This is a genomic window from Microbacterium oxydans (assembly GCF_900095745.1).
Classification (GTDB): domain Bacteria; phylum Actinomycetota; class Actinomycetes; order Actinomycetales; family Microbacteriaceae; genus Microbacterium; species Microbacterium oxydans_B.
In genome coordinates this window covers 52,127-71,502 of sequence record NZ_FMIR01000014.1, presented here as the reverse complement: position 1 = coordinate 71,502, position 19,376 = coordinate 52,127, and the positions used below count along the sequence as shown (strand labels likewise).

20 protein-coding genes are annotated in these 19,376 nt (G+C 70.5%); 12 read left to right on the top strand and 8 right to left on the bottom strand.

Going from position 1 to position 19,376, the window contains the following annotated elements; all coding sequences use genetic code 11:
* Positions 1-12: 12 nt before the first annotated feature.
* The 6 genes from iolC (at position 13) to rlmN (ending at position 7,629) form a co-directional block, all read left to right on the top strand.
* Positions 13-969: a 5-dehydro-2-deoxygluconokinase gene (gene iolC / locus BQ2383_RS06785; RefSeq protein ID WP_091031534.1), complete on the top strand. Its 957-nt coding sequence runs from the start codon at positions 13-15 to the stop codon at positions 967-969.
* A gap of 1 nt (position 970) precedes the next feature.
* On the top strand, positions 971-1,870 hold the full coding sequence (locus BQ2383_RS06780; RefSeq protein WP_091031531.1) for a Cgl0159 family (beta/alpha)8-fold protein: 900 nt from the start codon (positions 971-973) through the stop codon (positions 1,868-1,870).
* A gap of 25 nt (positions 1,871-1,895) precedes the next feature.
* The gene (locus BQ2383_RS06775; RefSeq protein ID WP_091031527.1) at positions 1,896-3,419 is read left to right on the top strand and encodes a CoA-acylating methylmalonate-semialdehyde dehydrogenase; all 1,524 of its coding nucleotides are present in this window, start codon (positions 1,896-1,898) and stop codon (positions 3,417-3,419) included.
* 25 nt (positions 3,420-3,444) lie between these two features.
* Positions 3,445-4,356, top strand: coding sequence for a 5-deoxy-glucuronate isomerase (gene iolB, locus BQ2383_RS06770; protein ID WP_091031524.1), 912 nt, complete (start codon positions 3,445-3,447; stop codon positions 4,354-4,356).
* On the top strand, positions 4,356-6,266 hold the full coding sequence (gene iolD, locus BQ2383_RS06765) for a 3D-(3,5/4)-trihydroxycyclohexane-1,2-dione acylhydrolase (decyclizing) (RefSeq protein ID WP_208617632.1): 1,911 nt from the start codon (positions 4,356-4,358) through the stop codon (positions 6,264-6,266). Before iolB ends, iolD begins: the two co-directional genes overlap by 1 nt.
* 61 nt (positions 6,267-6,327) lie before the next feature.
* Positions 6,328-7,629, top strand: a complete 1,302-nt coding sequence (gene rlmN / locus BQ2383_RS06760) for a 23S rRNA (adenine(2503)-C(2))-methyltransferase RlmN (protein WP_208617631.1) — start codon at positions 6,328-6,330, stop codon at positions 7,627-7,629.
* Here rlmN and BQ2383_RS06755 read toward each other — a convergent pair.
* A complete protein-coding gene (locus tag BQ2383_RS06755; RefSeq protein ID WP_091031521.1) occupies positions 7,578-8,201 on the bottom strand; it encodes an NAD(P)H-dependent oxidoreductase in 624 nt (207 codons plus the stop codon). The genes rlmN and BQ2383_RS06755 overlap by 52 nt on opposite strands.
* A gap of 66 nt (positions 8,202-8,267) precedes the next feature.
* Between BQ2383_RS06755 and BQ2383_RS06750 the strand changes: the two genes are divergently transcribed.
* A complete protein-coding gene (locus BQ2383_RS06750; RefSeq protein WP_091032268.1) occupies positions 8,268-8,840 on the top strand; it encodes a TetR/AcrR family transcriptional regulator in 573 nt (190 codons plus the stop codon).
* Positions 8,841-8,923: 83 nt separating this feature from the next.
* Positions 8,924-10,426: a DUF4407 domain-containing protein gene (locus tag BQ2383_RS06745; protein ID WP_091031519.1), complete on the top strand. Its 1,503-nt coding sequence runs from the start codon at positions 8,924-8,926 to the stop codon at positions 10,424-10,426.
* Positions 10,427-10,462: 36 nt separating this feature from the next.
* Here BQ2383_RS06745 and BQ2383_RS06740 read toward each other — a convergent pair whose 3' ends face one another.
* Positions 10,463-10,747 (bottom strand): hypothetical protein, encoded by a 285-nt coding sequence (locus BQ2383_RS06740; RefSeq protein WP_091031516.1) that lies wholly within the window; start codon positions 10,745-10,747, stop codon positions 10,463-10,465.
* 19 nt (positions 10,748-10,766) lie between these two features.
* Here BQ2383_RS06740 and BQ2383_RS06735 point away from each other — a divergent pair, with 19 nt between their 5' ends.
* From BQ2383_RS06735 to BQ2383_RS06725, 3 genes are read left to right on the top strand one after another with little or no spacing between them, the layout of a single operon-like run.
* On the top strand, positions 10,767-12,281 hold the full coding sequence (locus tag BQ2383_RS06735) for a PLP-dependent aminotransferase family protein (protein WP_244175927.1): 1,515 nt from the start codon (positions 10,767-10,769) through the stop codon (positions 12,279-12,281).
* A 10-nt stretch (positions 12,282-12,291) separates the two neighbouring features.
* The gene (locus tag BQ2383_RS06730; RefSeq protein ID WP_091031513.1) at positions 12,292-12,786 is read left to right on the top strand and encodes a hypothetical protein; all 495 of its coding nucleotides are present in this window, start codon (positions 12,292-12,294) and stop codon (positions 12,784-12,786) included.
* A gap of 54 nt (positions 12,787-12,840) precedes the next feature.
* A complete protein-coding gene (locus BQ2383_RS06725) occupies positions 12,841-13,854 on the top strand; it encodes an aldo/keto reductase family protein (RefSeq protein WP_091031509.1) in 1,014 nt (337 codons plus the stop codon).
* Positions 13,855-13,932: 78 nt separating this feature from the next.
* Here the strand turns inward: BQ2383_RS06725 and BQ2383_RS06720 are convergent, their stop codons facing one another.
* The 4 genes from BQ2383_RS06720 to BQ2383_RS06705 form a co-directional block, all read right to left on the bottom strand.
* On the bottom strand, positions 13,933-14,448 hold the full coding sequence (locus BQ2383_RS06720; protein WP_091032263.1) for a glycine cleavage system protein R: 516 nt from the start codon (positions 14,446-14,448) through the stop codon (positions 13,933-13,935).
* Between the two features lie 23 nt (positions 14,449-14,471).
* Positions 14,472-15,530 carry a PLP-dependent cysteine synthase family protein gene (locus BQ2383_RS06715; RefSeq protein ID WP_091032260.1) on the bottom strand — a complete coding sequence of 353 codons (1,059 nt, stop codon included), beginning with the start codon at positions 15,528-15,530 and terminating at the stop codon, positions 14,472-14,474.
* A 43-nt stretch (positions 15,531-15,573) separates the two neighbouring features.
* Positions 15,574-15,930 (bottom strand): cupin domain-containing protein, encoded by a 357-nt coding sequence (locus BQ2383_RS06710; protein WP_091031505.1) that lies wholly within the window; start codon positions 15,928-15,930, stop codon positions 15,574-15,576.
* Positions 15,931-16,006: 76 nt separating this feature from the next.
* Entirely contained in the window at positions 16,007-16,684 is a 678-nt protein-coding gene (locus tag BQ2383_RS06705) for a FadR/GntR family transcriptional regulator (protein WP_091031498.1), read from the bottom strand.
* 46 nt (positions 16,685-16,730) lie between these two features.
* Here BQ2383_RS06705 and BQ2383_RS06700 point away from each other — a divergent pair, with 46 nt between their 5' ends.
* Positions 16,731-17,705, top strand: a complete 975-nt coding sequence (locus tag BQ2383_RS06700) for an amidohydrolase family protein (RefSeq protein ID WP_091031494.1) — start codon at positions 16,731-16,733, stop codon at positions 17,703-17,705.
* Between the two features lie 13 nt (positions 17,706-17,718).
* Here BQ2383_RS06700 and BQ2383_RS06695 read toward each other — a convergent pair whose 3' ends face one another.
* Entirely contained in the window at positions 17,719-18,483 is a 765-nt protein-coding gene (locus BQ2383_RS06695; protein ID WP_091031491.1) for an SDR family NAD(P)-dependent oxidoreductase, read from the bottom strand.
* Positions 18,465-19,325 carry a fumarylacetoacetate hydrolase family protein gene (locus tag BQ2383_RS06690; protein WP_091031488.1) on the bottom strand — a complete coding sequence of 287 codons (861 nt, stop codon included), beginning with the start codon at positions 19,323-19,325 and terminating at the stop codon, positions 18,465-18,467. Before BQ2383_RS06690 ends, BQ2383_RS06695 begins: the two co-directional genes overlap by 19 nt.
* Positions 19,326-19,376 lie beyond the last annotated feature (51 nt).

Below are 19,376 nucleotides of genomic sequence, written 5' to 3'. Positions count from 1 at the left end.
GGAGGAGGCGCGATGACCGAGCACTCACCGGCCCCGGAGATCCTGGCCATCGGGCGTCTGGGCGTCGACCTGTATCCGCTGCAGGACGGCGTCGGCCTCGGCGAGGTCACCAGCTTCGGCAAGTACCTCGGCGGCAGCGCCGCCAACGTCTCGGTCGCCGCCGCACGGTACGGCCACGACACCGCCCTGCTCTCCCGCGTCGGGGACGACCCCTTCGGGCGGTATCTGCGCACAGAGCTCGAGCGCCTCGGGGTGCACAGCCGGTACGTCGCCACCGACCCGACCTACAAGACCCCGATCACGTTCTGCGAGATCTTCCCGCCCGACGATTTCCCGCTGTACTTCTATCGCGAGCCGACCGCCCCCGACCTGCAGATCCGGCCGGGCGACGTCGACGAGGCCGCGGTGCGGCAGGCTGCGCTCGTCTGGTTCACCGCGACCGGCCTGAGCGAGGAGCCGAGCAGGCAGACGCACCTCGATCTCCTCCGGGCGCGCGGACGCCGTGCGCACACGGTGTTCGATCTGGACTACCGCCCCATGTTCTGGGAGACGCCCGACGAGGCCCGCGTGCAGATCCAGCGGGCGCTGGAGTTCGCCACGGTCGCCGTGGGAAACCGCGAGGAGTGCGAGGTCGCGGTCGGCGAGACCGACCCGCAGCGTGCCGCGGATGCGCTCCTCGAGCGCGGCGTCGAGCTGGCGATCGTGAAGCAGGGACCACGCGGCGTGCTCGCCAAGACCCGGTCGAGGCAGGTCGAGATCCCCGCGACCGCGGTCGAGGTCGTGAACGGACTCGGTGCCGGCGACGCGTTCGGCGGCGCGCTCTGCCACGGACTGCTCGCCGAGTGGGAGCTGGGGAAGACCCTGACCTATGCGAATGCGGCGGGCGGCATCGTGGCCGGACGCCGGGAATGCTCGACGGCGATGCCGACCGAGCGCGAGGTCGCCGAGGTCGTGAACGGAGATGCGTGAGATGACAGCACTGACCGAAGAGGACTTCCACCGACTCCGGACGGTGCGTGCGGAGTCGCCGCACACGATCCGCGAGACGCTGGCCGGACGCCGCCGCCGCGACATCATCCGCGGGGACGGGCGGCTGTTCATCATCGCCGCCGACCACCCCGCGCGCGGTGCGCTCGCGGTCGGCGGGTCGCCGTTCGCCATGGCCGACCGCTACGAGCTGCTCGATCGGCTCGCGATCGCCCTGCGGCATCCGGGTGTGGACGGCGTGCTCGGCACCCCCGACATCATCGACGACCTGGCGATGCTGGGCCTGCTCGACGACAAGATCGTCGTCGGGTCGATGAACCGCGGCGGGCTCCGCGGAGCGACCTTCGAGATGGACGACCGCTACACCGGGTACGACGTGCCCGCGATGGTGGACTCCGGCATCGACTTCGCCAAGGCCCTGCTGCGCGTGAACCTCGACGACGACGGGACGGCGCCCACGTTGGCCTCGACGGCCGACGCGGTGACCGCGGCGGCCCGTGCCGACCTGCCGATCATGCTCGAGCCGTTCCTCAGCCGCCGGGTCGACGGCCGGGTCGTCAACGACCTGAGCCCGGATGCCGTGATGCTGTCGATCGCGATCGCCAGCGGGCTCGGTGCGAGCAGCGCGAGCACCTGGTTGAAGCTGCCGGTCGTCGACGACATGGAACGCGTGCTTGCGGCGACGACGCTGCCGGTGCTGCTGCTCGGCGGCGACGCGGGCGCCGATCCCGACGACACGTTCTCGTCCTGGGAGGACGCCCTGTCGCTTCCCGGCGTGCGCGGACTGACCGTCGGCCGCACTCTCCTCTATTCGTCGGACATCGACGTGGCATCCGCCATCGACGTCGCGGCCTCCCTCGTCCACCCCGGGCTGACCGCCTGATCGCCCTCTCTGCAGAAGGACACGCATGACCTCCGCTTCCGACATCCCCGTCATCGGCCACTGGATCGACGGTGCCGCCCGCGCCTCGGCGAGCGGTCGCACCGCTCCCGTCCATAACCCCGCGACGGGGGCGGTGACCGGGCACGTCGCCCTGGCCGACGACTCCGAGATCGCGGACGCCATCGCCTCCGCGCAGCGCGGATTCCAGGTGTGGGGCGCCTACTCGATCGCGCGGCGCCAGGCGGTGATGTTCGCGTTCCGCGAGCTGCTGAACGCGCGCAAGGGTGAGCTGGCAGCCATCATCACCGCCGAGCACGGCAAGGTCCGCTCCGATGCGATGGGCGAGATCCTGCGCGGCCAGGAGGTCGTGGAGCTCGCGACCGGGTTCCCGCACCTGATCAAGGGCGCGTACTCGGAGAACGTGTCGACCGGCATCGACGTGTACTCGCTCAAGCAGCCGCTCGGCGTCGTCGGCATCATCTCCCCGTTCAACTTCCCGGCGATGGTGCCGATGTGGTTCTTCCCGGTCGCGATCGCCGCGGGCAACGCCGTGGTGCTCAAGCCCAGCGAGAAGGACCCGTCCGCGGCGCTCTGGCTCGCCGCCCTCTGGGCCGAGGCCGGGCTGCCCGACGGCGTGTTCACCGTGCTGCAGGGCGACAAGCAGGCGGTGGACGGGCTGCTGGAGAGCCCGGACGTCGCCTCGATCTCGTTCGTCGGCTCGACGCCCATCGCCCAGTACATCTACGAGACCGCGTCCCGCAACGGCAAGCGCGTGCAGGCACTCGGCGGCGCGAAGAACCACATGCTCGTCCTGCCGGATGCCGATCTCGACCTCGTCGCCGACCAGGCCGTGAACGCGGGATTCGGCGCGGCGGGGGAGCGGTGCATGGCCGTCTCGGTCCTGCTCGCGGTCGAGCCGGTGGCGGACGCGCTGATCGAGCGCATCTCGCAGCGCATCGCGGGGCTGCGCATCGGCGACGGTGCGGGCGGTGCCGACGGCGAGCCCGACATGGGTCCGCTGATCACGGCGGAGCACCGCGCGAAGGTGTCGGGCTACGTCGACATCGCCGAGGCCGACGGGGCGCGCATCGTGGTCGACGGCAGAGGGTTGAGGGTCGACGGGAACGAGGACGGCTTCTGGTTCGGGCCGACGCTCATCGACGAGATCCCGACATCCTCGCGGGCCTACCAGGAAGAGATCTTCGGGCCCGTGCTGTCGGTGGTGCGGGTGCAGACCTTCCAGGAGGGGGTCGACCTGATCAACTCCGGCCGGTTCGGCAACGGGACCGCGATCTTCACGAACGACGGCGGGGCGGCCCGCCGCTTCCAGCACGAGGTCCAGGTCGGGATGATCGGCATCAACGTGCCCATCCCGGTCCCCGTGGCCTATCACTCGTTCGGCGGGTGGAAGGCATCGCTGTTCGGCGACGCGAAGGCGTACGGTGTCCATGGCTTCGACTTCTTCACCCGCGAGAAGGCGATCACCAGTCGGTGGCTCGACCCCGCCCTCCACGGCGGCATCGACCTCGGCTTCCCCCAGAACAGCTGACCAGCGGATGCGGGCAGGAGACGCCATGACCGAGGACGGGAACTGGTTCCACCGCCGCGGCGCGATCGGCCGCGACGGCTGGGAGAGCGTCGTCGACGACACCACGCCCGGCTGGGCGCACACCGGCATCCGCATCGGCGAGCTCGGCGCGGGGGAGAGCCTCGCGCTCGCCGACACCGGGGTGGAGCGGATCATCGTGCCGCTCTCCGGATCGTTCTCCGTGGCGCACACCGAGGAGGGATCGACCACCGAGACAGCGCTCGCCGGTCGCCGGTCCGTGTTCGACGGTCCGAGCGACGTGCTCTACCTCTCGGCGGCGGCCACGGCGGTCATCACGGGCTCCGGTCGGGTGGCCGTGGCTTCATCGCCCACCTCCGTCGTGCATCCCACGCGGCACATCCTCGCGGCCGAGACCCCGGTCGAGCTCCGTGGCGCCGGCGCCTCCAGCCGGCAGGTGCACAACTTCGGCACACCGGAGGCGCTCGACGCCGAGCGCCTCATCGTGTGCGAGGTCATCACGCCCGCCGAGAACTGGTCGTCGTACCCGCCGCACAAGCACGACGAGCACGTGCCGGGGCGAGAATCCCGACTCGAGGAGATCTACTACTTCGAGGCGGCGCCCACGCGCTCCGGCGGAGACGCCGCCGCCGCCGACGCGGCCTTCGGGATGTTCGCGACCTACTCCTCGGATGCCGGCGAGATCGACGTCGCCGAGCGGGTGCGCACCGGCGACATCGCGCTGGTGCCGTTCGGATTCCACGGTCCTGCCGTGGCTGCCCCCGGCTACGACCTCTACTACCTGAACGTCATGGCCGGCCCTGACTGGGAGCGGTCCTGGCTCATCACCGACGACCCCGCGCACGCGTGGGTGCGCGACAGCTGGAGCGGGCAGGACATCGATCCGCGGCTGCCCTACCGAGCAGAGGGAGAACTCTGATGCAGACCAGACGGATGACGGTCGGCCAGGCGCTGGTCGAGTTCCTCTCGCGGCAGTGGACGGTCGACGGCGACATCCGCGAGCGCACCGTGCCCGGCATGTTCGGCATCTTCGGCCACGGGAACGTCGCCGGTCTCGGTCAGGCGCTGCAGCAGTACAACCTCGAGCAGCCCGACCTGATGCCCTACCACCAGGCCCGCAACGAGCAGGCGATGGTGCACCAGGCGGTGGGCTTCGCCCGGATGCATCGGCGCAGGGCGACGTTCGCGAGCACGGCCTCGGTCGGTCCCGGCGCCACGAACATGCTCACCGGTGCGGCCCTCGCGACCACCAACCGGTTGCCGGCGCTGCTGCTGCCGAGCGACACCTTCGCCACCCGGGTCGCCGACCCCGTGCTGCAGCAGTTGGAGCGGCCGCACGACATCGGTCTCACCGTGAACGACGCGTTCCGCCCGCTCTCGGTGTTCTTCGACCGGGTGCAGCGCCCGGAGCAGCTCTTCTCGATCGCGCTCGCCGCGATGCGCGTCCTCACCGATCCCGCCGAGACCGGTGCGGTGACGATCGCCCTGCCCGAAGACGTGCAGGCCGAAGCGCTGGACGTCCCCCTCGAGTTCCTCCAGGACCGCGAGTGGCACATCCGCCGACCTTTGCCGGAGCGCGGACCGCTGGCGCGGGCGGTCGCGGCGATCCGCGGTGCGAAGCAGCCGCTCCTCGTCGCGGGCGGCGGTGTCATCTACTCCGAGGCGGAGCAGGCGCTGCGGGCGTTGGTCGAGGCCACGGGCATTCCGGTCGGCACGACGCAGGCGGGTGGCGGCGTGCTGCCGTGGGACCACCCCCGGTACCTGGGCGGAATCGGCGCGACCGGCACCACCGCGGCGAACCGCATCGCGGCGGAGGCCGACGTCATCATCGGCGTCGGCACCCGGTACAGCGACTTCACGACGGCGTCCCGCACGGCCTTCCAGAACCCCGATGCGGTGTTCGTCAACATCAACGTCGCGGCCTTCGACGCCTACAAGCACGGCTCGCAGCTGCCCGTCGTCGCGGATGCCAGGGAGACCCTGGTCGCGCTGCGCGACGAGCTCGACGGATACCGCGTCGCACCGGGCCTGAGCGCGCGGATCGCTGACGAGAAGCGCGAGTGGGATGCGGTGGTCGACCGGGCCCTCGCCCCCACGGGCCGCGAGCTGCCGGGTCAGCCCGAGATCATCGGCGCCGTGCGCGGGGCCGTGGCCGACGAGGACGTGATCGTGCAGGCAGCCGGCTCGCTCCCGGGCGACCTGCACAAGCTGTGGCGCGTGAGCGACCCGCTGGGCTATCACGTCGAGTACGCGTACTCCTGCATGGGCTACGAGATCGCGGGAGGCCTCGGCGTCAAGCGCGGGCTCACGGCATCCGGCGACGAGCGCGACGTCGTCGTCATGGTCGGCGACGGCTCGTACCTGATGCTGAGCTCCGAGCTCGCGACGGCCGTGGCCGAGGGCATCAAGATCATCGTCGTGCTCATCCAGAACCAGGGCTATGCCTCGATCGGGCATCTCTCGGAGACGGTCGGCTCGGAGCGCTTCGGCACGAAGTACCGCCGCTACGACGACGAGGCGCGCAACTTCCAGCGCGGCGACGTGCTGCCGGTCGACCTCGCCATGAACGCGCGCAGCTACGGCGTCGACGTCATCGAGATCGCGAAGGGATCCGCGGCGGTCGACGACCTGCGCGCCGCGGTCGCCGCTGCGAAGGCCTCCGAGCGGACGACGCTCATCCACGTCGAGAGCGATCCGACGGTCTACGGCCCCGACGGCGAGGGCTGGTGGGATGTGCCGGTGGCCGAGGTCTCGAGCACCGAGACCGCGCAGCGGGCCCGCGAGGAGTACGAGGGTCAGCGCGCCGCACAGCGCCCGCTGCTGGGGTGAGTCGGGTCGGGCTGCCTGTGCTCCAGGCGCTTCCCACCCGGCACCGCGTACCCTGGAGGGTATGACCGAGACTCCCCGCACGCGCGAGACGCGCCCCGCAGCATCCGCGTCCGCCCCGCAGGGTCGGCCGGCCCAGGGCAAGGTCCGTGAGACGCGCCCGGCGCAGGTGCGCCCGGCGACCGAGGGATGGACCCAGCAGAAGGATGCCGAGGGGCGTCCGCTCCTGCAGTTCGCGAGCCCGAAGCGCGGCAAGCCGCCGGTGCACCTGGCCGACCTCACGCCGACCGAGCGTGTCGAGAAGGTCAAGGAGCTCGGGCTGCCCGGCTTCCGTGCGAAGCAGCTGTCGACGCACTACTTCCGCCACTACACGTCCGACCCCGAGCAGATGACCGACCTCCCGGCCGACACCCGGGAGCAGCTCGTCGCCGGGATGCTGCCGCCGCTGCTCACCGAGGTCCGCCGCCTCGAGACCGACAAGGGCGACACGATCAAGTTCCTGTGGCGTCTGCACGACGGCGCCTTGGTCGAGTCGGTGCTCATGCGCTACCCCGGCCGCATCACGCTGTGCGTGTCGAGCCAGGCCGGCTGCGGCATGAACTGCCCGTTCTGCGCGACCGGACAGGCGGGGCTGACCCGCAACATGTCCACCGCCGAGATCATCGAGCAGATCGTCCGCGCCAACCGGCTCATCGCCGAGGGCGGCCTCGGCGGCAAGAAGTCCGACGACCACAGCATGGAGCGCGTCTCGAACATCGTCTTCATGGGCATGGGTGAGCCGCTCGCCAACTACAAGCGCGTCATGGATGCGGTGCGGTCGATGGTCGCCCCGCAGCCCGACGGCCTCGGCATGAGCGCCCGTGGCATCACGGTGTCGACCGTCGGCCTGGTGCCGGCGATCAAGAAGCTCGCCGACGAGGGCATCCCCGTCACGTTCGCACTGTCGCTGCATGCGCCGGACGACCACCTGCGCGACGAGCTCATCCCGGTGAACTCCCGCTGGAAGGTCGATGAGGCGCTGGATGCCGCCTACGACTACTACGCCAAGACCGGCCGCCGCGTCTCGATCGAGTATGCGCTCATCAAGGACATGAACGACCACGGCTGGCGTGCCGACCTGCTGGCCGACAAGCTCAACCAGCGCGGACGCGGCTGGGTGCACGTGAACCCGATCCCGCTGAACCCGACGCCCGGCTCGATCTGGACGGCATCCGAGAAGGACGTCACGAACGAGTTCGTGCGCCGCCTGAACGATGCCGGCATCCCGACCACCCTCCGCGACACCCGCGGCAAGGAGATCGACGGCGCCTGCGGTCAGCTCGTCGCCACCACCGAAGACGAGGCCGCCTCCGCCGCGATGGCCTGAGTCCCGCCCGCGCGACGGGCGTCGATGGTGCCGAGCTGCTCGGCGCGGTCGAGCCAGCGGGTGATGGTCGCCGCCTTGGCATCTTTCACACCGAGCATGCGGTGCGTGCGTACTGAGCGGATGCCGCAGAACTTCATGGTGTTGCGCACGATCTGCGTCTGTGCCGGGAGGCCGGTGAACGGCAGGAAGAACCAGGGAGTGTCGGCGAGCAGGAGCAGACGTCCACGGCGCGCGGGGATCAGGCCCTCGGGGAGACCGAGCTTCGAGTAGCGGTATTCCTGCTGCGGCAGCAGCGCTCGATCGAAGAAGCCCTTGAGGAGGGCCGGCGGTGCGCCCCACCACACCGGTGTCGCGACGACGATCGTGTCGGCATCGTGCAGAGCCTGCTTCGCCTCGACGAGGTCGGGCTCGAGCGTCATGCGCTCGCGGTAGCCGAAGCGCAGGTGCGGATCGAAGTCGAGGTCGCGCAGAGCGAGCACGCGGGCATCGCCGTGCCCCGCGGCATAGCGCTGCGCGAGTGCGGCGGTCAAGGAGCGGGCGTCGGGGTGGCCGTCGATCACGAGAGCGGTCATGGCGTTGTTCCTATCTGGGCAGTGTCAAGCTGGTGGACAGTGTCAAGATAGGAGATGATGTTGCTCATGTCAAGTTCGAAGGACGGCTACCACCACGGCGATCTCGCCCGTGCCCTGGAAGACGCCGCCATGCAGCTGCTGGAGCGGATGCCGGCGGCGGAGATCAGCCTGCGCGAGGTCGCACGGGCGGCGAACGTCAGCCACAACGCGCCGTACCACCACTTCTCCGATCGGCTCGGCCTGCTCAAGGCGATCGCCGAGCGCAGCATGGCCGACCTCCTCGCCCAGGTCCGCGCCGCCGCCGAGAAAGCCTCGACCCCGCGGGCGGCGCTCACCGACGGAGGGTCGGCGTACATCCGCTTCGCGATCGAGCATCCGCACGCGTTCGACGCCGTCTACGACCCGACCGTCTGCGTCCCCGGATCCCCGACCGCCACGATGGCGCCACTGATCGACGGGCTCGAGGCCGTGCTCGCCGAGGGGGCGGCCGCGGTGGGGCTCGACCGGCCGACCGATGTCGTGGCGCTGTGGGGGCTGATCCACGGTCTCGGCACACTCGCCGCCGCCGGACATTTCACCCTCGACGACGGGCTGGCCGCGTACGCCGCCGCCCTCGACCGTCTGCTCCCGGCATCCTGATTCCGCCGGACGGCACGGAACCTGTGAGGCACTCCAAGGACTTTTCCACGCTATCCACAGGCGACCTTTCGTAGATTGTTCGGATGCCCTATTCCGCCCATCGACCGGGTCGCTACGACTCTCAGGGTCGGATCATCATCGACGGCGAACCCGACGCCGTCACCGATGACCTCGACTTCCTGCGCGAATTCGAGCCGACCGGCGCCGACGACGCCACCCGCGAGGTCCCCGTCGCAGATCCTGCCGAGGCGACCCCGATCGCCGATGCGGTCGCCGCCGAAGAGGAGTCCGCGCCGGTGAAGCCCCCGCGCGAGCCCCGTGCCCGCAAGCCTCGCCGCAAGCGCGCCCCGCGTACGCCAGGCTCCCGTGCCCGGACCCTCGCGATCCTCGGTGGCGCGGAAGGCGAGATCCTCGACCGCGTCCCCGGCGAGACGCCCCGCTTCGTGCAGATGTTCTTCGTGCTCGCCGGCACCGCGCTCGTCTCGGCGATCTCGATGCTCTTCGCCCTCACCACCGGCGTGCAGGCGGCGATCTGGCTGGCCGTGCCGCTCGCGCTCGTGTGGGCCCTCATCATCTTCAACCTCGACCGCTTCCTCACCTCGACCATGAGCTCGACGCGGAACGTCTGGCGGCTCATCGGCCTCGCGATCCCGCGTGTGATCATGGCCGCGATCATCGGCTTCGTCGTCGCCGAGCCGCTCGTGCTGCAGATCTTCCACAACGACATCGCCCGCGAGGTCGCGTCGACCAACATCACGCAGTCGCAGTCCGATCAGGAGGCGCTCGAGACCGGTCCGGAGAAGATCGCGCTGGATTCCGCCACCGCCAAGGTCGCCGAGCTCGAGAACCAGGCGGCGACCGGCATCGTCGCAGGAACCGAATCCTCCTCGGCGACCGAGTCGGCTGCCCAGGCCACGGTCGACGACGTGACCGCGAAGATGACCGCGCAGCAGGCCGTGATCGACCAGGCGCGCGTGCTCTACCAGTGCGAGCTGACCGGGGAGGGCGCGGGCACGGTTCCCGGCTGCACCGGGGTCAACGGCGAGGGCGCGAGCTCGGACGCCGCCAAAGCTCAGCTCGCCGAGGCGCAGCAGACATACGACGCACTCGCCGCGCAGCTGCGCACCGCGAACGAAGAGCTCGCCGCCGCCGGCACCGCCGCCAAGGAGAACACCTCGACGTCGGAGTCGACGAACCGCGAGCAGGCGAAGTCCCAGCTGCCGGCTGCGCGCGACACCTACGACCAGGCGCTCGCCGCATACAACGCACGAGCGGATGCCGTGGCCCAGGGCAACGCCGGAGCCGTCGGGCTGCTGAGTCAGATCAGCGGACTGAACCGCCTGAGCGAGAAGGAGCCCACGATCCTGTGGGCGCACATCCTGATCGCCGCGCTGTTCTTCATGATCGAGCTGCTGCCGGTGCTGGTCAAGGTGCTCACGAGCTACGGCGACCCGAGCCTGTACGAGAAGGCTGCGGCCATCCGCAAGCAGGTCGCCCTGGACCGGGTGACGGCCGAGGGCTTCCGCGACCGCGCCGAGATCGTGACGACTCCCGCGCCACCGTCAGCTTCTGCGCAGGCGACCTGACCTGACCTGGCCCGCGCTCCCGTCGAGCCGTCGCTCCTAGGCGACGAGCGTCAGGCTTCGCGACGGGAGCAGGACGTCGGCGATCACGGATGACCCGTGCGGCGGCGCGGCGAGCGTCAGCGAGCGGATCAGCGCGACGGTCGACGGCGGCCGCGACCAGGGCTCGCCGGTCAGGGCCGCCTCGATCAGGGACAGCGGATGCTGAAGCGCGGGGTCGTGCTGGCGGGAGTCATCGCTGAGCCATTCGATGAGCTGGCCGATGGTCCAATCGGGATCGATTGGACCGAGATCTGCCGTGAGGGTGGTCGTAGAGGTGCTCATTGGTCCAGAATCGGGTCTCATGAGCGTCGATGACAGGGCCAATACCCGGCCGATGGACCACGGATCGGCCATTCCTGCGCCATCCGCAGATGCTTCCGCGACTCTCGTGCGCTCCGGCGAAGTCGCCTCGGAAGCCCTGTCGGCCCGGCTGGGCCGTTGGACCCACGGAGACGGCACGCTGGCGGCGCGGCTCTCCCGCGGCATCGAGGCTCTGATCACGGGCGGCGAGCTGCGCTCCGGCGACCGTCTGCCGGCTGAGCGCGCGCTCGCCGCCGCGAGTTCCGTGTCGCGCGGCACGGTCGTCGCCGCGTACGCCGACCTGGCCGAGCGCGGTCTGGTGGAGCGGCGGCAGGGGAGCGGCACACGCGTCGCCGGTGCGGCGGCATCCGTGGCTCCCGTGCAGCGGCAGGGACGCGGCGAGGCGCTGTTCTCGGCCCTGCCCAATGCGATCGACCTGCTGCGCACCGTGCCGCAGATCTCCGGGCTGGGCGTGCAGCTCATCAGCGAGCACAAGCCGCGACTCGAGCTCGCGCTGCTGCCCGAGACCGATCCGGCGGGCCTCCCCGCACTGCGGACGCTCATCGCCGACATGTACACCGCGGAGGGCACGCCGACGACACCCGAGCAGATCCTCGTCACGCACGGCGCGCAGCAGGCCATCAGCCTCGTCGTCAATGCTCTCGTGAGCCCCGGCGACATCGTGCTCGCCGAGGAGATCACCTGGCCCGGCGTCACCGACTCGGTCAGCCTGCGCGGTGGCGCGGTGCACGGTGTCCCGATGGGTCCGGACGGACTCGACGTCGACGCGCTCGAGCAGGCGCTCGCCCGGCTGCGGCCCGTGCTCGTGGCCCTCAACCCGCACCACCAGAACCCGACGGGCTCGCGGCTCCCTGCCGCCGCGCGGCATCGCGTCGCCGAGCTGGCCGCCCAGTACGGCGTGCCGGTGATCGAGGACCGCGTCGTGGCCGGCATCTCCTTCGACGGCGTGGTGCCGCCGACCCTCGCGGCCGAGCGGGCGGACGCTCCGATCATCGTCGTGGAGTCGGTCTCGAAGTGGGTGTGGGCGGGGCTGCGGATCGGATGGCTGCGCGCCGACCCCGTGCTCGTGCGCCGCCTGCGCGGGGCCCGGCAGCTCGCCGACCAGTCCACCAGCGTGCCGGGCCAGCTGCTCGCGCTCGACCTGATCGCCCGTGCCGACGACCTTCGTCGGGCGAACAGCCGCATCCACCAGGAGCGCCTGCGGCTGCTGCAGGAACTCATGGCCGAGCACCTGCCCGACTGGAGGGTCGAGCCGCCCCGCGGCGGGCTGTCGCTGTGGGTCCGGGTCCCTGCCGGCTCCGCCGCCGCGCTCGCCCGGGTGGCCGCGGCGCACGGCGTCTCGATCGCGGGGAGCGCGGCGTTCGCGGTGTCGGTGTCTCCCGACGACCACATCCGCATCCCGTTCACCGCCCCGGACGACGTGCTCGCCGAGGGCATCCGTCGTCTCGGAGCGGCCTGGCGAGAGTATCGGGAGACTCTCGGGATGCCTTCCTAGGATGTCCCGCATGACACCGCAGCCGCGCCGGACACTCTGGATCTCGATCATCGGCGTGCTCGCCATCACGGCATACGCGGCGGTGGCCGCGGTGCAGATCCTCGTGCTCAATCCGCTCGCCGCCGTTCCCGGGCGCATGCTCGACGAGATCCGCGCCGAGATGGATGCTGCGGGCGAGGTCCTCCTGTGGGAGCCGGTGGCCTTCATCCTCGGTATCGGCGTGGTGCTGGCGGTGGTGGTCGCGATCGCCTCGATCCGCGGGCGCGCACATCCGATGGTTCCCGTGATGAGCTTCCTGGCGCTGCTGATGCTCGGTGCGTTCGGCTACTTCGCCGCGTCGTTCGGCGTGGGAATGAGCCTCGCCGACACGTTCGGGATCAGCGGCGGGGACTACTCGCCCTGGGCGCGACCGCTCTATGCCGTGAGCCTCGTCGCCGGCGTCGCGCTCGTCGTCGTCCCCCTCGTGATGCTGATGCGCCGGCGGACGGTCGTCGCTCCCGCATGACGGCGGATGCCGGCATCCAGCCCCGTCATCACACGCAGCCAGTAGCGTTGTTCCATGGTCAACTATCGCTATCTCGGCAACAGCGGTCTCAAGGTCTCGGAGATCACCTACGGCAACTGGGTCACCCACGCCTCGCAGGTCGGTGACGACGCCGCCGTCAAGACCGTGCGCGCCGCACTGGATGCCGGAATCACCACCTTCGACACCGCTGACACCTACGCCAACACGGCGGCGGAGGTCGTGCTCGGCAAGGCTCTGGAAGGACAGCGCCGCGAGGGGCTCGAGATCTTCACGAAGGTCTACTTCCCGACCGGCCCCAAGGGCCCGAACGACACCGGCCTGAGCCGCAAGCACATCTTCGAGTCGATCAACGGCTCGCTGCAGCGCCTCGGCACCGACTACGTCGACCTGTACCAGGCGCACCGCTTCGACTACGAGACTCCGCTCGAAGAGACGTTCCAGGCGTTCGCCGACGTCGTCCGCCAGGGCAAGGCGCTCTACATCGGCGTTTCCGAGTGGACCGCCGAGCAGCTGCGCGAGGGGCACGCGCTGGCGAAGCAGCTCGGCATCCAGCTCATCTCGAACCAGCCGCAGTACTCCATGCTGTGGCGCGTGATCGAGGGCAAGGTCGTGCCGGCATCCGAAGAGCTGGGGATCTCGCAGATCGTCTGGTCGCCCATGGCGCAGGGCGTGCTCAGCGGCAAGTACCTGCCCGGTCAGCCGGTGCCCGAGGGCTCGCGCGCAACTGACCCGCACAGCGGCGCCGACTTCATCAAGAGCTTCCTGCAGGACGACATCCTCACCGCCGTCCAGCGCCTGAAGCCGATCGCCGAGCAGGCAGGTCTCTCGATGCCGCAGCTCGCGATCGCGTGGGTGCTGCAGAACCCGAACGTCGCGGCCGCGCTGGTCGGAGCCTCGCGTCCCGAGCAGCTCGCCGAAACGGTCAAGGCCTCGGGCGTGAAGCTCGACGCCGACACCCTGGCCGCGATCGACACGGCCCTGGGCGACGCGGTCAACCGCGACGCCGAGCACACGTACTCGGTGTCGCCGAAGGCGCGCCTGACCTGAGGCCAGACACGCAGAAGGCCGCCGTTCCTCGGAACGGCGGCCTTCTCGTTGTCTGGGGGTAGCTCGGTCGGGTCCCGGTCAGCCGAGGGTGATGTCGACCTGGATCTCGGCGGCGAGGCGCTCGAGGTCGTCGCGCAGCGCATCCAGGTCGACGGATGCCGGCACCTTCGCGGAGACGGATGCCTCGAACAGGCGGCCGCCGGCCATGGCCGCATCCCGGGTCTCGGTGGCGAGCTCCTCGATGCTCAGCGCGTGGGCGCTCAGAACGGCAGAGACCTCGCGCACGATGCCGGGTCGGTCGTTGCCGAGCACCTGGATCTCGAGCAGCCGATCGTCGGCGGCATCCGCATCCGGCGTCCCGGTGAGCACGGCGAGAGTCAGCAGTCCCTGCCCCTGGAGCCCGCGCAGCGCGGAGCTCAGTTCGGGTGCCCGGTCTTCCGACACCGAGACCTCGATCACGCCCGCGAACGTGCCGGCGAGCTCCGCCAGCGAGCTGTTCTCCCAGTTGCCACCGTGCGCCTCGACGACATCGGCGACAGCGGCCACGAGGCCAGGACGGTCTGCACCCGCGACGGTGAGGATCAGAGTTGTCATGCGGCCAGCGTAGCCCGACGCCGTCACTCGCCCCAGACGCCCGATTCCAGGAACCGATCGAGCCGCGCGCGATGCGGGGCGAGGTCCCAGCCCTGCGCCGCGACCCATTCGTCCGAGTAGTACGTGCCCGCGTACCGGACGCCGCTGTCGCAGATCAGAGTGACGACGCTGCCGGTCTCGCCCGCGGCCCGCATCCGGGCGATCAGCTGGAACGCGCCGTACAGGTTCGTGCCGGTCGAGCCGCCGGCCCAGTGCAGGGTGCGCTCGCGCAGCATCCGGATCGCGGCGATCGACCCGGCATCCGGCACCCGGATCATCTCGTCGATCACGGTGGGCACGAACGAGGCCTCGACCTGCGGCCGGCCGATGCCCTCGATGCGGCTCGGGCGTCCGGCGGGCGGATCGACCGTGCCTGCCCAGCCGTCGTAGAACGCCGAGCCCTCGGGGTCGACCACGGCGATGCGCGTCTCGTGGCGGCGGTACTTCACGTACCGCCCGAACGTCGCGCTCGTGCCGCCGGTTCCGGCGCCGGTCACGATCCAGGTGGGGATCGGATGCCGCTCCTGCGCGAGCTGACTGAACACGCTCTCCGCGATGTTGTTGTTGCCCCGCCAGTCGGTCGCGCGCTCGGCGAACGTGAACTGGTCGAGGTAGTGGCCGGTGCAGTCGGACGCGAGGCGCTGCGCCTCGGGCGACATGTCTTCGGCGCGGTCGACGAAGTGGCAGGTGCCGCCGTAGAACTCGATGAGGTCGATCTTCTCCTGCACGGTCGAGCGCGGCACCACCGTGATGAACGGCAGCCCCAGCATGCGGGCGAAGTACGCCTCGGAGACGGCGGTCGATCCGCTCGACGACTCGACGAGCGTGGTGTCCTCCCGGATGCGGCCGTTGACCAGTCCGTAGAGCAGGAGCGAGCGCGCCAGGCGGTGCTTGAGCGAACCGGTCGGGTGGACCGACTCGTCCTTGAGATACAGATCGATGCCCCACTCGGGCGGCAGCGGGAAGAGGTGCAGGTGCGTGTCGGCACTGCGGTTCGCGTCGGCTTCCAGCAGGGCGATCGCGGTGCTGGTCCAGTCGCTCATACCCTCGAGACTATCGGCCGCCTCGTCGATCATCCGGGTGTGCTCACCCCTCGGCGGGATGTTCCGGCCCGAGTGTCGATGCCATCGGTTCGCCGGCCGCATCGCCCTTGAGTTCGACGAGTATCGTGTGCGTCGGCGTCGTCCCGGTGTTCTCGCCGGAGTGACGCTGCGCGGGTATCCAGACCGCCTGCCCGGAGGTGAGGGCCGTGTCGAACGTCCGCTCACCGGCGCTGAGGCGACGGGAGAAGTCGCTGAGGGTGACCATGACGCTGTTGGGATGGTCGTGCGGCGTCGTCCTGTCGCCGGGGACGTCGGTGTATTCGAGCACGCGGACGTGCTCGTTCTCCCAGAGGGTGCGGTAGTGGTCGGGGTTGGTGAGCGTGGGATCGTCGGTGATCATGCGGTGAAGCTACACCTCTCACCGTGGTGCCGTCAGACCCACTTCTGCGTCCGGGTGCCGGGGCGGCCGGAACCGCTCAGGGTGCCGTCGCGTGGCGCAGCCAGCGCTCGATGCCCGCGATGTGCGCGGTCGTCAGCGAGGTCGCCAGTGCGGGGTCGCGCTGGGCGACCGCGTCGGCGATCGCCCGGTGCTCCGACAGGGTGCGCTCGACGGCGCCCGTCTCGGTGAGTCCGCGCCAGGCGCGGGCGCGCACGGTCTGGCTGCTCAGGTGCTCGATCAGGCTCGCGAGGTACGCATTGCCCGCCATCGCCACGATCTCGCGGTGGAACCGGATGTCGTGGTCGACGAGCTCCTCGATGCTGACGGAGGCATCCACACCCTCGACCTCGCGCTGCAGCTCGGCGATCTGCTCGTCGGTGCCCAGCGTGGCGGCGAGGCCCGATGCCTGCGACTCCAGCATCCGGCGCACGGCGAAGATCTCGAGCATCGAGTCGTCGTCGTGCATGTCGACGACGAACGAGATCGCCTCCAGCAGCAGGTGCGGCTCGAGACTCGTCACGTAGGTGCCGTCGCCGCGCCGCACGTCGAGCACGCGGATGACCTCGAGCGCCTTGACCGCCTCGCGCATCGAGCTGCGCGAGAGACCGAGCCGCTCGGAGAGTTCCTTCTCCGGAGGCAGACGATCGCCGGGGGCCAGCTCGCCCGACACGATCATCGCCTTGATCTTCGCGATCGCGTCATCCGTCACAGCCATGGCGTCATCCTAGCGATTGCTCCGATGTCTGCGGCAGGATGAGGGGATGCGAGTTCTCGATGCACATCTGCACCTGTGGGATCCGGAGGCACTGACCTACACGTGGCTCGAAGGCCCGATGGCGTACCGGTTCGCCGACCTGGAACTCGAGCACGCCCGCCTGGAGCGCGCCGAGACCGAGAAGTGCGTGTTCGTGCAGGCCGGGACCGTCGACGACGACTTCCTCGATGAGGTGCTCTGGGTCGCAGGGCTCGCGCCCGCGCTCGGAGTGGTCGGCATCGTCGCCGGCATCCGCCTCGACCGGGGGACCGACACGGTCGCGCACCTCGAAGGTCTCGCGGCCGAGCCGCTCGTCGTCGGCGTGCGGCACAACCTGCAGGGCGAGCCCGACGGGCTGGCGGTGTCGGCGGCCTTCGTGACCGGCGCGCGCGAGGTCGCCGCGCGCGGTCTGACCTTCGACGCGTGCGTGCGCGCCGCGCAGCTGCCGGATGTCGCCCGCCTCGCCGGAGCCATCCCAGAGCTGCGGCTCGTACTCGATCATCTGGGGAAGCCCGCCGTGGGCACGGCCGCGGCTCCGCTGGCGCCGACCCCGGAATGGGCCCGCGACCTGACCGAGCTGGCGCGGCATCCGAACACCTTCTGCAAGCTCTCGGGTCTGCCCGGCGAGGCCGGCGGGGACTGGGACGCGGCGCAGCTGATCCCGTTCCTCGATGTGGCGGCCGATGCGTTCGGGATCGAGCGGCTGATGTGGGGGAGCGACTGGCCCGTCTCGGTCATCGGACCGGCCGAGGACGACGACCCGCACGCACCGGAGGACGGCTCGCCGACCTACCAGGCCACGGCCCGCACGCGCTGGGCCGACACGGTGATCGCCTGGGCGGATGCGCGGGGCCATGACCTCGACGCGATCTTCTGGACCACCGCCGAGCAGTTCTATCGCACGGATGCCCGGCCGCAGGCGCCGACCGCGGAGCCTCCGCGTCACGGCATCCGGGGCTGGTTCCGCGGCAACCGCGGCTGACGTCGCGCGGAACTCACTCCGCGCGAAGCCGCAACCGTGCCATGCCGCCGTCGACCTCGATGGACGTGCCGGTCGTCGAACCGGCGGCGGGGCTCACGAGGTAGGCGACCGCGGCGGCCACCTCATCGGGGTCGACGAGCCGCCCGTGCGGCTGGCGGGCCTCGAGCGCGGCGCGTTCGGCCGCGGGGTCGACGGCCGAATCCAGCAGGCGCCCGACCCACGGGGTGTCGGCCGTGCCGGGGTTGACCGCGTTCACTCGGATGCCCTCGCGCAGGTGGTCGGCCGCCATCGCGCGGGTCAGCGCCGAGACGGCTCCCTTCGACGCGCTGTACAGCGCCCGCTGCGGGAGTCCGGTGGTGGAGGCGATGGATGCGGTGTTGCAGACCGCCGCGGCAGGCGACTTCCGCAGCCAGGGCAGTGCGGCCGCGGTCACGCGGGCGATGCCGGTCACGTTGATCGAGAGCACCCGTGCCCACTCGTCGTCGTCGTTCGCGGCGACGTCACCTTGCGCGCCGATCCCGGCATTGTTCACGACGATGTCGACGCGCCCGAACCGCTCGGCCACCGCCGCGACCGCCATGTCGACGCTCGTGCGATCCGAGACGTCGGCGGTGAAGGCCGCGAAGGCGGGGTCGGCGCCGGCGGTGTCGCGGTCGAGCACCGCGATGGTCGCCCCGTCGGCGTGCAGACGCTGCGCGATCGCTGCGCCGATTCCGGATGCTCCGCCGGTGACGATCGCCACCAGCCCGTTCAGTGCACTCACTTCTGTGCCTCCCATGCCACGAACTCCTGTCGCTGGCGGCCGAGGCCGTCGATCTCGATCTCGACCACATCGCCGGGTGCGAGGTAGGGGTACTTGCCCGAGAGCGCGACGCCCTGCGGGGTGCCGGTGAGGATCAGGTCTCCCGGCTCGAGCGTCACGTACTGCGACAGGTGGTGCACGATGTGCTCGACCGTGAAGATCATGTCGCTCGTGTTCGAGTCCTGCCGCGGCTCACCGTTCACGAAGCTGCGCAGTCCGAGCGCGTGGTGGTCGACCTCGTCGGGTGTGACGAGCCACGGTCCCGTGGGGTTGAATCCCGGGGCGATCTTGCCCTTGGACCACTGCCCGCCCGACACCTCGATCTGGAACGCCCGCTCGGAGACGTCGTTGGCGGCGACGAAGCCGGCCACATGGGCGAGCGACTCCTCGGGGGAGTCGAGGTAGGCCGCGCGGGCGCCGATCACGATGCCGAGCTCGACCTCCCAGTCGGTCTTCTCGCTGCCGCGGGGGATCGTCACCGAGTCGTCCGGGCCGACCACAGTGTTGGGCGTCTTGAGGAAGAGGATGGGGATGGTGGGCGGCTCCGAACCCGACTCAGCGGCGTGGGCCGCATAGTTCATGCCGATGCAGATCACGGCGCTGGGGCGGGCGATCGGTGCGCCGATGCGCATCGTCGCGGTATCCGCGAGTTCCGGAAGCTCCCCGGCATCGCGGGCGGCCGCGACCCTGGCGACGAAGTCGCTCTCGAGGAAGTCGCCGTTCACATCGGATGTCAGGGGGCGGAGGTCGAGGTAGCGGCCCCCTTCTACGAGGACGGGGATCTCCGTGCCGGGGGTGCCGAGCCGCGCGAACTTCATGATTCTCCTGATCGGTGGGGAGGCCACGACGCTGCGGCCCGTCTCGTTGAC

Coding starts and splice junctions, on each gene's coding strand:
- iolC (WP_091031534.1), top strand. CDS start 13: ATGACCGAGCACTCACCGGCCCCGGAGATCCTGGCCATCGGGCGTCTG.
- BQ2383_RS06780 (WP_091031531.1), top strand. CDS start 971: ATGACAGCACTGACCGAAGAGGACTTCCACCGACTCCGGACGGTGCGT.
- BQ2383_RS06775 (WP_091031527.1), top strand. CDS start 1,896: ATGACCTCCGCTTCCGACATCCCCGTCATCGGCCACTGGATCGACGGT.
- iolB (WP_091031524.1), top strand. CDS start 3,445: ATGACCGAGGACGGGAACTGGTTCCACCGCCGCGGCGCGATCGGCCGC.
- iolD (WP_208617632.1), top strand. CDS start 4,356: ATGCAGACCAGACGGATGACGGTCGGCCAGGCGCTGGTCGAGTTCCTC.
- rlmN (WP_208617631.1), top strand. CDS start 6,328: ATGACCGAGACTCCCCGCACGCGCGAGACGCGCCCCGCAGCATCCGCG.
- BQ2383_RS06755 (WP_091031521.1), bottom strand. CDS start 8,201: ATGACCGCTCTCGTGATCGACGGCCACCCCGACGCCCGCTCCTTGACC.
- BQ2383_RS06750 (WP_091032268.1), top strand. CDS start 8,268: ATGTCAAGTTCGAAGGACGGCTACCACCACGGCGATCTCGCCCGTGCC.
- BQ2383_RS06745 (WP_091031519.1), top strand. CDS start 8,924: ATGCCCTATTCCGCCCATCGACCGGGTCGCTACGACTCTCAGGGTCGG.
- BQ2383_RS06740 (WP_091031516.1), bottom strand. CDS start 10,747: ATGAGCACCTCTACGACCACCCTCACGGCAGATCTCGGTCCAATCGAT.
- BQ2383_RS06735 (WP_244175927.1), top strand. CDS start 10,767: ATGAGCGTCGATGACAGGGCCAATACCCGGCCGATGGACCACGGATCG.
- BQ2383_RS06730 (WP_091031513.1), top strand. CDS start 12,292: ATGACACCGCAGCCGCGCCGGACACTCTGGATCTCGATCATCGGCGTG.
- BQ2383_RS06725 (WP_091031509.1), top strand. CDS start 12,841: ATGGTCAACTATCGCTATCTCGGCAACAGCGGTCTCAAGGTCTCGGAG.
- BQ2383_RS06720 (WP_091032263.1), bottom strand. CDS start 14,448: ATGACAACTCTGATCCTCACCGTCGCGGGTGCAGACCGTCCTGGCCTC.
- BQ2383_RS06715 (WP_091032260.1), bottom strand. CDS start 15,530: ATGAGCGACTGGACCAGCACCGCGATCGCCCTGCTGGAAGCCGACGCG.
- BQ2383_RS06710 (WP_091031505.1), bottom strand. CDS start 15,930: ATGATCACCGACGATCCCACGCTCACCAACCCCGACCACTACCGCACC.
- BQ2383_RS06705 (WP_091031498.1), bottom strand. CDS start 16,684: ATGGCTGTGACGGATGACGCGATCGCGAAGATCAAGGCGATGATCGTG.
- BQ2383_RS06700 (WP_091031494.1), top strand. CDS start 16,731: ATGCGAGTTCTCGATGCACATCTGCACCTGTGGGATCCGGAGGCACTG.
- BQ2383_RS06695 (WP_091031491.1), bottom strand. CDS start 18,483: ATGGGAGGCACAGAAGTGAGTGCACTGAACGGGCTGGTGGCGATCGTC.
- BQ2383_RS06690 (WP_091031488.1), bottom strand. CDS start 19,325: ATGAAGTTCGCGCGGCTCGGCACCCCCGGCACGGAGATCCCCGTCCTC.